This window comes from Spiroplasma endosymbiont of Nomada rufipes (genome assembly GCF_964277355.1).
GTDB lineage: Bacteria > Bacillota_I > Bacilli_A > Mycoplasmatales > VBWQ01 > Spiroplasma_E.
On record NZ_OZ195517.1, the window covers coordinates 597,359 to 610,726 of the forward strand.

Genomic DNA, 13,368 nt, shown 5'->3' on the forward strand with positions numbered 1-13,368 from the left:
TATGAAATTTTTATATGAGAATTTTTTGCAATTTTATTTACTTGCACTTACAAGTATAATTCAGCATTTTAAAACAAAAAAAGTTATTGAATTAAAGACATTTTTCAACCATTAATTAAAGTTTTTAAATCTTGAATAGTTTTAGTAATAAGTAGTGTTAATTGGGCACTTAAAAAATAAGTTAAATTCTTCTTAAAAATAGCAATTAAAAGTTTTTTATTATTATCAGTAATAGAAACTTTGTGGTCAAAATTAGTAAACATTTGTTTTTTAAATTGCCATGTTAAAATGATAATTTTAGTTTTAGTATATGCTTTTACTGGAAATTGTTTATTAATAATATTGGGTAATGAAAAATTACTAAATAATGTTACTCAAGTTTTTTTAATTAAATTAAAAATTGTAAATAAATTATCACTAAACATTTTTCATGAAAAGAAACCTAATCAATAGTAAAAGAACACTAAAATTAGTACTGAAATAAAGTTATTTATTGATGGTAATGATATTTTAATCATAGTAAAATTAAATTGTAAAATAATAGCAATTATAATAATTGACAAAATAGTAAAACGCATCACTTTCATAATTTGATTATTATTACGGCTTAAAAAACTAAAACAAATAAATAAATGTAAAATCGAAATCAATGATAGCATTGGTAAACTTTCTAAATCTAAAAAATTAATATTAATTACCATTTCTTGAACTGGTAATAAAAATAAACAAAATTGTGCTAAAAATCATAAACTAAATTGAAGAATAATGATTTTTGTTTTATTAAATATTTTTTTATTATTAATACTATTTTTATGAAAATTAATAGTAATTAAAAAAGTTAATTTCATATTTAAAAGTAAAAAAAGAACTGGTAAACCAAAAAAAATAAATAATTGTTCAAAATTATTAATACTATTAATTTTTAAAATATTACTACTACGTAACATTATATTCACCTTTAAATAAACTTTGCTATTATTATAATTATAAACTATTAAAATTAAATAATGCAATTATTTAGTTTTAGATAGTGTTCAAATATTTAAAAAGAAAAGGAAAAAAGAAAATGTTATGAAACTGCTGTAGCTGAATTATACTTGTAAGTGCAAGTAAATAAAATTGCAAAAAATTCTCATATAAAAATTTCATAATGCTAAATTTAGTTTAGAAAAAAGTAAGGAGTTTTTATATGAGTTATAAACATCTTGGCATAGATGAAAGGATTTATATTGAGAATCAATTGAAATTTAAATTTAAAATTAGTGAAATAGCTAAAAATCTTAATCGAAGTATTAGTACTATTATTCGAGAAATTAATAGAAATAAAGATAATAATCATTATTTTTCATTAATTGCACAAAATAAAGCTGAAAATCGAAAACAATCACATATTAGTTTTCATAAGTTTAAAAATAAGAATTTAGTAAAATATGTACAACAAAAATTACTATTAGGTTGATCACCTGAACCAATTTATGGCAGAATTAAAAATTTTCATAAACAATGAGTTATTAGTTTTAAAACAATTTATAATTGAATTTATTTAGGTTTTCTTGATAAAGTTACTAGTAAAAATTTAAGAAGAAAAGGTAAAAAACGAAAATCTAAAGAAAATCGTGGCAAGTTTAATGGTAAATCAATTAAAGAACGAGATATAAATGTTAATGATCGTATAACACTTGGTCATTGGGAAGGAGATACTATAGTATCATCAAGAGGCAAAAGCAAATCATGTTTAATAACTTTAGTTGAAAGAGTATCACGATTTACTTTAGCAATATTAGTTAAAAACAGAACTACTAAAGTTATTAATAAAAATGTCAGTTATTATTTATCAATTCTTCCTAAAAACATTGTTAAAACTATTACTTTTGATCGTGGCAAAGAATTTTCAAATTGACAACAACTTGAAAAAAATTTAGATGTAAAAATTTATTTTGCCAATCCATATTCACCTTGACAAAGAGGTACTAATGAAAATAATAATGGTTTAATTAGAGAAAAATTTCCTAAAAAATTTATTTTTTCAAAAACTAATAAAAATGAAGTTCATAAATTTATATTGTCTTTAAATCAAAGACCGAGAAAAATATTAAATTATCTTTCACCAATCGAATATTTGGATAGAAAAATAATTTAGTTGCACTTACCTTTACAATTTAGCGTAACTGTGTCTTTATTGCATTGGCTACATGTTCAACATCGGTACCAATAACAATTTGCAAAGCTTCTTTATTCAAAATTTTAGTACCAAATGCTCCTGGGGCCTTAACTTTTGCCAAATTAACACGTGATGTATCTTTAACAATCAAACGTAACCTAGTAGCACAATTATCAATTTCAACAAAATTATCTGCACCAATTGGTGCAGATAATTTTGTTGCCATTAATGTATATTTATCACTTTTAAGATTTTTATTGCTTAACTCTGATTTTGTTGTTACTTTATTTTCTTCAACACCAAAATCTTCTTCTCTTCCTGGCGTTTCAATATTCATTTTAGTAATTAATGTATAAAATACAATAAAATAAACTCCACCAGCAGCCACAATTAATAATACTCATAGTGGATTTGAAGTAATATGATAAGCACCTGTAGCATGATTAGCAAATCCTCATGATTGAGCAAAAGAAATGCAATAGTCAATAATTCCAGAACTAAAACCAAAACCAACTTGGATATGCAATGCTGTCGTTATTGCAATAAATATCCCTGTTAATAAGGCATGAATTACTAATAATAATGGAGCAATAAATACAAATGAAAATTCAATTGGTTCATTGATTCCACTAATAAAAGAAACTAAAGCAACTCCTCCTAAAATCCTGATACCATTTTTCTATTTTCTTTTTTAGCTGCCATAATCATAGCTAAGGCAGCAGCAGGAATACCACCCATCATAATAGGAAAGAAACCTGATTGAAAAAATCCAGATCCTTCAATACCTCTAGTAAAAGCATTAATGTCTCCATTTACTCATTCCGTTGTTCCAGATGCGGCACCTGTAATTGGAGATATTATCTGACCATTAATTGGTAATTGAAATCAAAAAAAGTATTTAAGATTTGATGTAATCCAAAAGGTAATAATAAACGATTTAATATTCCATAAACTGCTGTTCCTGGAATAGCAACTGCTGGATTATTTGGATTAGCAACTAATTGACCAAATTTCATTAATACTAATTGAATTCATGGTCAAACAATAGCAAATGCCAAAGCAGTGGGAATAGTTATTGCTAAAGCCACCATTGGTGCAAATCTTCTACCACCAAAGAATGATAATGCTTGAGGAAGTTTAATTTCTTTATATTTATTATATAAAAATGCAGATAAACACCCCGCTACAATTCCACCAAAAACACCAATGTTTAATACATAAATACCACCGATAATAGTTTTACCATCTGTTCCAAATTCTTCTACATAAAATAATGACGAAAATTTTTCACCTTTACTTGATGTAAAAGTTAAAACATTTTTATATAACATTTCTGGTAATGAATGTTAAATTGACGTCATTGCAGATATTGCCAAATAAAATACTGCTCCAACTAATGCAGCTTCACCACGATGATCTTTAGCTAAACCTAAAGCAAATAATAATGGTAAATTATCAAATACTATTTTTCCTGGTTGTTGAATAATATATGAAATTCAATAACCAACTTCATTAGTAACATGCATAACACCAGCATCAGTTGTAGTAGTAAATGTAAGCCCTAATGCTCCAAATCTGTTTAAAATAGCAGCGAATGGTAATACTGCAATTGGAAATTGTAATGCTTTACCTAAGTCTTGTAAAAATTTTAAAACATTATTTCAAGGACTTTTTTCTTTTGAGGTTTTTAATTCTTGCTCTAGTTTTTTTTTTTTTTTTTGATAAATTGTTATACTATCGTTTTTTTCTTTATGTTTTTTTCAGAAAACTAAACCCATATTTTAACCCCTTCCTAAAACTTTTTCTTAATTTTTCAAAATTAAAACATTGAACTTATTGAAACTGATAATAGCACAATGGCACCAACTGTTGCACAAAACATTAAAAATATATAAAGAGCTTTATTTCAAAAATGAAAAACTTGATATGTAACTTTTTTTGGTTTAAATAAAAATTGCTCGTTAATCAGGCTCCTTTCTTTACGTAATTTTCTTTTAAATAAAAAAAACACAAGAAAAATAATACCAATACAAATCAAACCAATGATAAACATTATTCACATTGCCGATGTTGATAAACTTTTATTGTGCGACTCTAATGTTAAAAAATTTAGCATAATCATTTACACTTTCTAATCATTAGTTTTTTATCTTAATAAATATTATTATACAATAAATTTTTCTTAAATAAATATAATCACAAAATTTTACACTTTTTTATTGTTTATTATACAATGACTTACGCATTCTAAATCTTAATTTAATTGGTACACCCTGAAAACCAAATCGTTCACGAATTTGATTAATTAAAAAACGTTCATAAGAAAAATGACATCGTTGTGGATCATTTACCATTAAAATAAAAGTAGGCGGATTTTTTTCAACCTGTGTTGTGTAATATATCTTTAATCTACCACCTTTAAAGTAGGGCGGCTCATTAATTAATTGAGCTTTATTAATTATTTCATTAAGAATACTTGTTTTAATTCTTAAATTCATATTAACTAATACTTCATTAATAGTAGCAAATAAAGTATGAATTCTAGTATTTTCTAAAGCAGATAAATATACAACAAAAGAATACTCAAGGTATTTAAATTTTTCTTTTATTTTTTTAGTAAACTCTTGCATTGTTTTTTCATTTTTTTTAACTAAATCTCATTTATTAACAATAATAATAACTGGCTTATCTAAATTTTTTGCCATTCCTGCTATTGTTAAATCTTGTTCTTGAATTTCAACACTACCATCTAATAAAAACAAAACAATATCACTACGTTCAATAGCATTAGTAGTTCTAATTAAACTATATTTTTCTAAATCTTCAGTAATTTTTCCTTTTCTACGAATTCCAGCAGTATCAATAACACAATATTGTTTTTTATTATAAACAAAATTACTATCAATAGCATCAGTTGTTGTTCCTGCTATTGGTGAAACAATAACTCTATTCTCTTGAAGAATAGTATTAACTAAACTTGATTTACCAACATTGGGACGACCAATAATTGCTAAATTAATATGTTCTTTTTTTTCTGTATGAACCTCTTTTGGTAATTTAGTAATTATCATATCTAATAAATCACCAAAACCAACACCATGACTAGCAGATACTAAAATTGGTTCGCCAAAGCCAACTTTTAAATAATCATAAATTTTATCATTATCGTTTTGAACATTATCATATTTATTTGCAATAATAATAACCGGTTTCTTAGTTCTGTATAATAATTTAGAAATATCTTCATCTTCGTGAGTTAGACCTTCTTGATAAGAACAAACAAATAAAACAATATCAGCCTCAGCTAAAGCAATATTAACTTGTTGATTGATTTGTTGAGTAAAATTAGTAATCGTTTTAGTAATACCACCCGTATCAATAATCACAAAATTTTGTGTTAATCATTCACCAATGCCATAAATTCGATCTCTAGTTGCTCCAGGCATATCTTCAATTATTGCTACTTTTTTTTGTAATATACGATTAAAAATTGAAGATTTACCAACATTAGGGCGTCCTACAATTACTACTTTTGGTAACTTATTCATTTTATTCAAATCCTTATATTTAAAATATTATTTTTTATGACTAAAGTAATTATCATATAAAACTTTTAATTTATCAACGGTCGTTTGTAAATTATAATCACTATTATCTAAAATAACTGCATCTTCAACAATTACTAGTTGACCAATGCTACGAGTTTTATCAACATTATCACGAATTACCATATCGTTATATACTTGTTCTTGTGTAATATTAATACCCTCTTTAATATACTGTTTATATCTTCTTTCACTACGAGCGTGTAAACTAGAAGTTAAAAAAATCTTTAATTGAGCATCAGGTAAAACAACACTACTAATATCTCTGCCAACGACAATAAAGCCTTGACTTCTAACCATTTCTTGAATTCTAGCAAACATAACTTTTCTAACTTCAGATAACGAAGCAATTATTGGTACTTTACTAGTAACATTTTTATCATAAATTTCTTCTGTTGGTGGTTGATCATTAAATAAAAAATGACCATTAACTCATCTTATATCAAAAAGTTGTAATGCTGCAAGTATTAAATCTTCACTTTCAAAAGCAATTTTGTTTTTTAAACAATAATTAGTAAAGCTACGATACATAATTCCTGTATCCATAAATTGATAATCAATTTTTTTAGAAAGTAAATATGCTGCTGCTGATTTACCACTAGCTGCTGGACCATCTATTGCAATATTAATCTTTGGGTACATTGTTTTTCTCCATTCTCTACTTAATAAATAATATTAATGATAATACTAACACGACTATTAAAATTAAACAAATAATGATAATACTAAATACTGTTAAACTTCACTTATAGTTATTCTTAATTTTAACTTTTTGTAATTCATCTTGAAAATTATTATGTTCTTGATTAATTTCTTTTAGTTCTTTATTAAGATCACTATTATTTATTTTATACTTTTTATATTTAAATTCTAAATTTTTAACAAAATTTTTGACATCATGAATTTTACTTTCTAAGTCTTTTTGAAATTCATTTATTTTATTATGCATACTATTAATTAACGTTTGATATTCCAAGTTAGTACTTATTAATGGCACATCAACTATTTCAAAATCAATATTTTCGCTATATTTTTTTAAAATATTATTAATATTTTCTAACATATTTTCCAATATTAGTTTATCATTATCATCTAAATGTTGTTCATTATTTTTAATAAAATAATTTTCAAAATTAACTAAATTTAAATCAGAATTTAATTTTTGAAAAATTGGCTCAAAATATGATTTATCAATTTTTATTAGTTGCTGATAATAATTTTCTATTTTTTGTTCTTGTTCTCAAAGCTTACTATTTTCTTTAATTTCTTTAGCAATTTGTTCACGTAAACTTTTATATTTTTCCATTCTTGTCATTAAAGCACCCACAAATTAATATTTAAAAAATTCCAATATTGATTTATTTTTAATAGTAATGATAATTTTCTTGATTATAACATAAATATATAAAATCATTATAATATACAAATTTAACTATTGATAATATTGATAATATTTTAAAAAATAATTGTTTTTACTTAGTTTTCTTTTAAACATTATTAAATAAAAGGGACGGTAACAAAAACGGAGGATATAATTACTTTTTAAACATTTCTTTAAAATTATAGACAAGAAATAATTGTAATTATATGCAATTGTAAATTTATCTTACTAATAAATTAAATGAATTGCAATTAAAATACAAATATTAAAAAAATGAAAAATAAAATTAATATTTATACACAACAAAAATTCTTATTAACTTTTAATTTAATAAGTTTTCAAAATTTTAATGCTGAATTATACTTGTAAGTGCAAGTAAATAAAATTGCAAAAAATTATCATATAAAAATTTCATAATGCTAAATTTAATTTAGAAAAAAGTAAGGAGTTTTTATATGAGTTATAAACATCTTGGCATAGATGAAAGGATTTATATTGAGAATCAATTGAAATTTAAATTTAAAATTAGTGAAATAGCTAAAAATCTTAATCGAAGTATTAGTACTATTATTCGAGAAATTAATAGAAATAAAGATAATAATCATTATTTTTCATTAATTGCACAAAATAAAGCTGAAAATCGAAAACAATCACATATTAGTTTTCATAAGTTTAAAAATAAGAATTTAGTAAAATATGTACAACAAAAATTACTATTAGGTTGATCACCTGAACAAATTTATGGCAGAATTAAAAATTTTCATAAAGAGTGAGTTATTAGTTTTAAAACAATTTATACTTGAATTTATTTTGGAATGCTTGATAAAGTTACTAGTAAAAATTTAAGAAGAAAAGGTAAAAAACGAAAATCTCAAGAGAATCGTGGCAAGTTTAATGGTAAATCAATTAAAGAACGAGATATAAATGTTAATGATCGTATAACACTTGGTCATTGAGAAGGAGATACTATAGTATCATCACGAGGTAAAAGCAAATCATGTTTAATAACTTTAGTTGAAAGAGTATCACGATTTACTTTAGCAATATTAGTTAAAAACAGAACTACTAAAGTTATTAATAAAAATGTCAGTTATTATTTATCAATTCTTCCTAAAAACATTGTTAAAACTATTACTTTTGATCGTGGCAAAGAATTTTCAAATTGACAACAACTTGAAAAAAATTTAGATGTAAAAATTTATTTTGCCAATCCATATTCACCTTGACAAAGAGGTACTAATGAAAATACTAATGGTTTAATTAGAGAAAAATTTCCTAAAAAATTTATTTTTTCAAAAACTAATAAAAATGAAGTTCATAAATTTATATTGTCTTTAAATCAAAGACCGAGAAAAATATTAAATTATCTTTCACCAATCGAATATTTGGATAGAAAAATAATTTAGTTGCACTTACCTTTACAATTTAGCAATAGAAAAAAATAATTAATCAAAATTTAACAAAAAAAGTTTTAAAAATAGTTAATACCATAGAAAATAATAAAATTTGTTATAATTGAATAGAGTAATTATGATATGAGGAAAGGAAGTTATATACATGTGACCATTTAAAAAAAAGGATAAAACTGGAAAAGCAAAAGATCAAAAAAAATGTGATGGTTGTGGGAAAATGAAAAATTCATCTGAATGTACTAAAGCAGCAGATGGTAAATGTTTGTGTAAAGATTGTGCTAAATAAATATATTAAATAAGTGTGTTAATGACACACTTATTTAATATATTTAGAAAGGAAGGATATAATGAAATTATTCAATAAAAAAAACAAAAAAACTGATGATGAATCTTTAACAAAAACTGTAAAATGTTTTGATTGCGGAATGATGTTTGAACCTTTTGACATTCTTGATATAAAAGAAGGAAAATCTTTATGTAAAAAATGTTTCATTAAAGAAGAAGAAAAATAAATTAATGATGTGTTTAGCAAAACACATTTTTTATTATTTAAAATAAAATAAATAATTATTTTCACAATATTTTATTATAATTATTATGATAAATTAAATTAATTAAAAGGAGAAAAAATGAACATTTTTATAGAAATATTGGGGTATCTTGCAGCCGTTTGTATTCCTTTGGCATTCTTACCACAAACTATTAAACTAATTAAAACAAGAAATACTTCAGGTCTTTCTATTTTTTCATATAGTATCTATCAACTGGGGGGTCTTACTTTTTTAATATTTGGCATACTTCGTAATGATATTCCCATGATTACTTGTCAAACTATTACTGCTACACTAAATTTCATAATAATTGGGATTATTGTTAACAATTTAATTAAACAAAAAAATAAGGAGGAAAAAAATGTCTAATATTGCAATTGATATTATTGGATATATAGGTGCCTTTTTTATTTCAGTTGCCTTTTTACCACAAACTATTAAACTAATTAAAACTAAAAACACAAAAGGTTTATCGTTAATTTCTTATAGCATATATCAAATAGGCTTAACTTCATTCATAATTTATGCTAGTTTAATTAAAAACATTCCCTTACTAGCAGCAAATGCCTTTGGTACAGTTATTAATATCATATTATTAACATTAATAATTTATAATTTATATTATAATAATAAAGATAAAAAGAACAATTTAACTTCCAAAAAATAAAATTTTTATTAACATAATACTTGCACAAGAATGGAGAAAAAAATGGCACATATTAATCTATTAGGAACTTTTATTTTTATTATCATTGGTTATTTAATCGGCTCAATCTCACCTTCAATTATTATTAGTAAATTAAAATTTAAAACCGATGTTAGAGATTATTACTCTAAAAATGCTGGTGCTACTAATTCAACACGAGTTATGGGTGGTAAATGAGGAGCTATTATTTTAATTATTGATGGTTTTAAGCCCGCTATTCCTATTTTAATTGCATACGGTTTAACCTTTATTGATATTACTAATCCTAATTATGAAACAATGTTTAAACAAGCATATATTTATCCAACTGGTCTTGCTGCAATTATTGGTCACTGTTGACCACTATTTTATGGTTTTCGTGGTGGTAAAGGAGCTGCATCTTCATTAGGAGTACTATTAATGATTAATCCTATTTATTGCGTTATCACAATTGCTAGTTGATGATTTATTTTATATTTAAGTAGAATGTCATCTTTATCTTCAATGTTAATGATGATACTTGCTTTTATCTTATCATGAATACCGAATATACCACTGCATTCTTTTCTTTCCCAACAAGACACTCAATACTATATTGTTAATATAACTATGGCTCTAATTTGAATATTAATTATTATTCGTCATTGAGATAATTGTAAAAGAATTCTTAATCATACTGAACGTAAAGTGACTATTTTTGATAAAAAAAATAAAAAAGCAAATGAAGAAAAAAAATAAAAAATCATCTCTTTATACAAATTCAATAAAAATATTTTTTAAAAAAATACTTGTTTTATGTTTAAAATTAATGTACTATTATAACCATGTTGACTTAACATTGTTAATATTCTCTCCGATATTAGCTTTGCTTAAGCCGAATTATATTTAAAGGAGAGTTGTCAAATATGGAACAAATTAAACAAGATGAATTGATTAAAAAATTTCGCTTAAATGCCAAGGATACTGGTTCTTCTGCAGTTCAAATTATTAACTTAACAAAAAGAATTTTAGAATTAACAGCCCATCTACAAGTACAAAAAAAAGATATTACTGCAAAACGAAGTTTGTTAAAAATGGTAGCAAGCAGAAAACGTTTCTTAAAATACTTTAAAAAACAAGATGTTGCTACATACAATAAATTATTAACAGCACTATCACTAAAAGATAACTAATATTAAATCAGTATTTACTTATTAATACTGATTTTTTTATATACATCTAAATAATATTAAACATAGAAATAGATTTACAAATGATTTAAACAATAATAAAATTAATACTAAAAGTGTTATAATATAGTTATTAATTATTATATGTTTCTAACCCATTTATTTTTTACTAAAATAAATGGGTTTTTGATTTCAAAAAGGAGGAACAAAATAATGAATGATAAAGATATTAATGGTGAAAAAATAATATCAGTTATTTTAAATTCTTTCACTTCATATCAAAATATTACATATTTTAATTATTGGGATTATAGCTGAATTATACTTGTAAGTGCAAGTAAATAAAATTGCAAAAAATTCTCATATAAAAATTTCATAATGCTAAATTTAGTTTAGAAAAAAGTAAGGAGTTTTTATATGAGTTATAAACATCTTGGCATAGATGAAAGGATTTATATTGAGAATCAATTTAAATTTAAATTTAAAATTAGTGAAATAGCTAAAAATCTTAATCGAAGTATTAGTACTATTATTCGAGAAATTAATAGAAATAAAGATAATAATCATTATTTTTCATTAATTGCACAAAATAAAGCTGAAAATCGAAAACAATCACATATTAGTTTTCATAAGTTTAAAAATAAGAATTTAGTAAAATATGTACAACAAAAATTACTATTAGGTTGATCACCTGAACAAATTTATGGCAGAATTAAAAATTTTCATAAACAATGAGTTATTAGTTTTAAAACAATTTATACTTGAATTTATTTTGGAATGCTTGATAAAGTTACTAGTAAAAATTTAAGAAGAAAAGGTAAAAAACGAAAATCTAAAGAAAATCGTGGCAAGTTTAATGGTAAATCAATTAAAGAACGAGATATAAATGTTAATGATCGTATAACACTTGGTCATTGAGAAGGAGATACTATAGTATCATCACGAGGTAAAAGCAAATCATGTTTAATAACTTTAGTTGAAAGAGTATCACGATTTACTTTAGCAATATTAGTTAAAAACATAACTACTAAAGTTATTAATAAAAATGTCAGTTATTATTTATCAATTCTTCCTAAAAACATTGTTAAAACTATTACTTTTGATCGTGGCAAAGAATTTTCAAATTGACAACAACTTGAAAAAAATTTAGATGTAAAAATTTATTTTGCCAATCCATATTCACCTTGACAAAGAGGTACTAATGAAAATACTAATGGTTTAATTAGAGAAAAATTTCCTAAAAAATTTATTTTTTCAAAAACTAATAAAAATGAAGTTCATAAATTTATATTGTCTTTAAATCAAAGACCGAGAAAAATATTAAATTATCTTTCACCAATCGAATATTTGGATAGAAAAATAATTTAGTTGCACTTACCTTTACAATTTAGCATTTTTATTTTGTGCCTATCTCAGGAATAGAATATGGTCTAAACAATAATACAGGTTACTATAATCACATACTATTAGCATTATGATCGGGAATTTTCCACTCGATTTCTGCTGTTAATAATGCTGGTTTTGATATAGTTGGTATAACTTCATTAGAACATTTTCAGAGTGATTATTTTGTGCAGTTAATTTTTATTATTGAATTTGTAATTAGTGGTATTGGTTTTCCTGTTTATTATGATTTATATCATTGAATTAAAAATAAAACTCATGGTAAAAAATTTAGATTTAGTTTATTTACTAAACTAACATTAATAACATATTTTTTAGTTGCGATATTGGGTGTTAGTAGTTTTATGTTTATTGAATATTTTTCACGTAATGTCATAACTCCATCAAGGCAAGAGCCCATTTTTAAAAATTTATCGACATCTGATGCAATTATGGCTGTTTTTTTTAATACAATGTCAACAAGAAATGCTGGATACTATACAGTTGACTTAAATAAATTTCACCTTGCCTCACAAATGATCCAATCATTAATGATGTGAATTGGTTCTTCACCAGCAAGTACTGTCGGAGGAATTAGAACGACAACTTTAGCAATCATTCTTTTAACAATTTTTAATATTGCCCGTGGCCGTAATGATGTTTTTGTATTCAAGCGTAAAATTCCTAATCAAACTGTTCGTATGTCATTTATAGTCGGCACACTTGGTTTTATTTTAGTTTTTGTATCAGTAATGATTATCACAATTGAAAATGTTTTTATAATAGATAATTCTGATATGACCTTTGCACAAGTAATTTTTGATGTTTCAAGTGCTTTTGGAACAACAGGACTTTCATTATTTGATAATTCCAAATTAGGTATTTTTAGTCAACTTAGTTTAATTTTTGTCATGTTTGTGGGACAATTAGGAGTATCAACTACTTTTCTTGCTTGAAGTGATCGTAAATCAAAACCAACGATAAGTAGAGTTGAAGAAAACGTATTAATTGGATAAATTAA

The 13,368-nt window shown here is 23.8% G+C and carries 17 protein-coding genes and 2 pseudogenes; 11 read left to right on the plus strand and 8 right to left on the minus strand.

Annotated elements, in window-relative coordinates:
* Window positions 1–83: 83 nt before the first annotated feature.
* On the minus strand, window positions 84–947 hold the full coding sequence (locus tag ACICQF_RS03215; protein WP_395472740.1) for a hypothetical protein: 864 nt from the start codon (window positions 945–947) through the stop codon (window positions 84–86).
* A gap of 76 nt (window positions 948–1,023) precedes the next feature.
* Complete coding sequence (locus ACICQF_RS03220; RefSeq protein WP_395472741.1) at window positions 1,024–1,149, minus strand: hypothetical protein; 126 nt, start codon at window positions 1,147–1,149, stop codon at window positions 1,024–1,026.
* Window positions 1,150–1,189: 40 nt separating this feature from the next.
* Between ACICQF_RS03220 and ACICQF_RS03225 the strand changes: the two genes are divergently transcribed.
* The gene (locus ACICQF_RS03225) at window positions 1,190–2,140 is read left to right on the plus strand and encodes an IS30 family transposase (protein WP_395472742.1); all 951 of its coding nucleotides are present in this window, start codon (window positions 1,190–1,192) and stop codon (window positions 2,138–2,140) included.
* A 19-nt stretch (window positions 2,141–2,159) separates the two neighbouring features.
* Here the strand turns inward: ACICQF_RS03225 and ACICQF_RS03230 are convergent, their stop codons facing one another.
* From ACICQF_RS03230 to ACICQF_RS03255, 6 genes and pseudogenes are all read right to left on the minus strand, one after another.
* Window positions 2,160–2,687, minus strand: coding sequence for a PTS transporter subunit EIIB (locus ACICQF_RS03230; RefSeq protein ID WP_395472743.1), 528 nt, complete (start codon window positions 2,685–2,687; stop codon window positions 2,160–2,162).
* Window positions 2,688–2,765: 78 nt separating this feature from the next.
* Window positions 2,766–2,831: pseudogene (locus ACICQF_RS03235) on the minus strand (hypothetical protein); the annotation flags it as partial.
* Between the two features lie 187 nt (window positions 2,832–3,018).
* Window positions 3,019–3,939 (minus strand): annotated as a pseudogene (locus ACICQF_RS03240) (PTS transporter subunit EIIC).
* A gap of 438 nt (window positions 3,940–4,377) precedes the next feature.
* Complete coding sequence (der, locus tag ACICQF_RS03245) at window positions 4,378–5,709, minus strand: ribosome biogenesis GTPase Der (protein ID WP_395472744.1); 1,332 nt, start codon at window positions 5,707–5,709, stop codon at window positions 4,378–4,380.
* A 27-nt stretch (window positions 5,710–5,736) separates the two neighbouring features.
* A complete protein-coding gene (cmk, locus tag ACICQF_RS03250; RefSeq protein WP_395472745.1) occupies window positions 5,737–6,408 on the minus strand; it encodes a (d)CMP kinase in 672 nt (223 codons plus the stop codon).
* Between the two features lie 16 nt (window positions 6,409–6,424).
* Window positions 6,425–7,081 (minus strand): hypothetical protein, encoded by a 657-nt coding sequence (locus ACICQF_RS03255; RefSeq protein ID WP_252320708.1) that lies wholly within the window; start codon window positions 7,079–7,081, stop codon window positions 6,425–6,427.
* Between the two features lie 521 nt (window positions 7,082–7,602).
* Here ACICQF_RS03255 and ACICQF_RS03260 point away from each other — a divergent pair.
* From ACICQF_RS03260 to ACICQF_RS03305, 10 genes are all read left to right on the plus strand, one after another.
* Window positions 7,603–8,553 (plus strand): IS30 family transposase, encoded by a 951-nt coding sequence (locus ACICQF_RS03260; protein WP_395472746.1) that lies wholly within the window; start codon window positions 7,603–7,605, stop codon window positions 8,551–8,553.
* Window positions 8,554–8,677: 124 nt separating this feature from the next.
* Complete coding sequence (locus ACICQF_RS03265; protein ID WP_395472747.1) at window positions 8,678–8,845, plus strand: hypothetical protein; 168 nt, start codon at window positions 8,678–8,680, stop codon at window positions 8,843–8,845.
* Between the two features lie 61 nt (window positions 8,846–8,906).
* A complete protein-coding gene (locus tag ACICQF_RS03270) occupies window positions 8,907–9,071 on the plus strand; it encodes a hypothetical protein (protein ID WP_395472748.1) in 165 nt (54 codons plus the stop codon).
* Window positions 9,072–9,188: 117 nt separating this feature from the next.
* Entirely contained in the window at window positions 9,189–9,479 is a 291-nt protein-coding gene (locus ACICQF_RS03275) for a SemiSWEET family sugar transporter (protein WP_342218051.1), read from the plus strand.
* Window positions 9,472–9,777 carry a SemiSWEET family sugar transporter gene (locus tag ACICQF_RS03280; RefSeq protein ID WP_281748102.1) on the plus strand — a complete coding sequence of 102 codons (306 nt, stop codon included), beginning with the start codon at window positions 9,472–9,474 and terminating at the stop codon, window positions 9,775–9,777. Before ACICQF_RS03275 ends, ACICQF_RS03280 begins: the two co-directional genes overlap by 8 nt.
* A gap of 42 nt (window positions 9,778–9,819) precedes the next feature.
* Complete coding sequence (gene plsY, locus ACICQF_RS03285; protein WP_252319945.1) at window positions 9,820–10,533, plus strand: glycerol-3-phosphate 1-O-acyltransferase PlsY; 714 nt, start codon at window positions 9,820–9,822, stop codon at window positions 10,531–10,533.
* Between the two features lie 167 nt (window positions 10,534–10,700).
* Window positions 10,701–10,967 carry a 30S ribosomal protein S15 gene (gene rpsO, locus ACICQF_RS03290; protein ID WP_252319942.1) on the plus strand — a complete coding sequence of 89 codons (267 nt, stop codon included), beginning with the start codon at window positions 10,701–10,703 and terminating at the stop codon, window positions 10,965–10,967.
* A gap of 210 nt (window positions 10,968–11,177) precedes the next feature.
* On the plus strand, window positions 11,178–11,309 hold the full coding sequence (locus ACICQF_RS03295; RefSeq protein WP_395472749.1) for a hypothetical protein: 132 nt from the start codon (window positions 11,178–11,180) through the stop codon (window positions 11,307–11,309).
* A gap of 72 nt (window positions 11,310–11,381) precedes the next feature.
* A complete protein-coding gene (locus tag ACICQF_RS03300) occupies window positions 11,382–12,332 on the plus strand; it encodes an IS30 family transposase (protein WP_395472750.1) in 951 nt (316 codons plus the stop codon).
* Window positions 12,333–12,367: 35 nt separating this feature from the next.
* Window positions 12,368–13,363, plus strand: coding sequence for a potassium transporter TrkG (locus ACICQF_RS03305; RefSeq protein ID WP_395472751.1), 996 nt, complete (start codon window positions 12,368–12,370; stop codon window positions 13,361–13,363).
* Window positions 13,364–13,368: the final 5 nt, after the last annotated feature.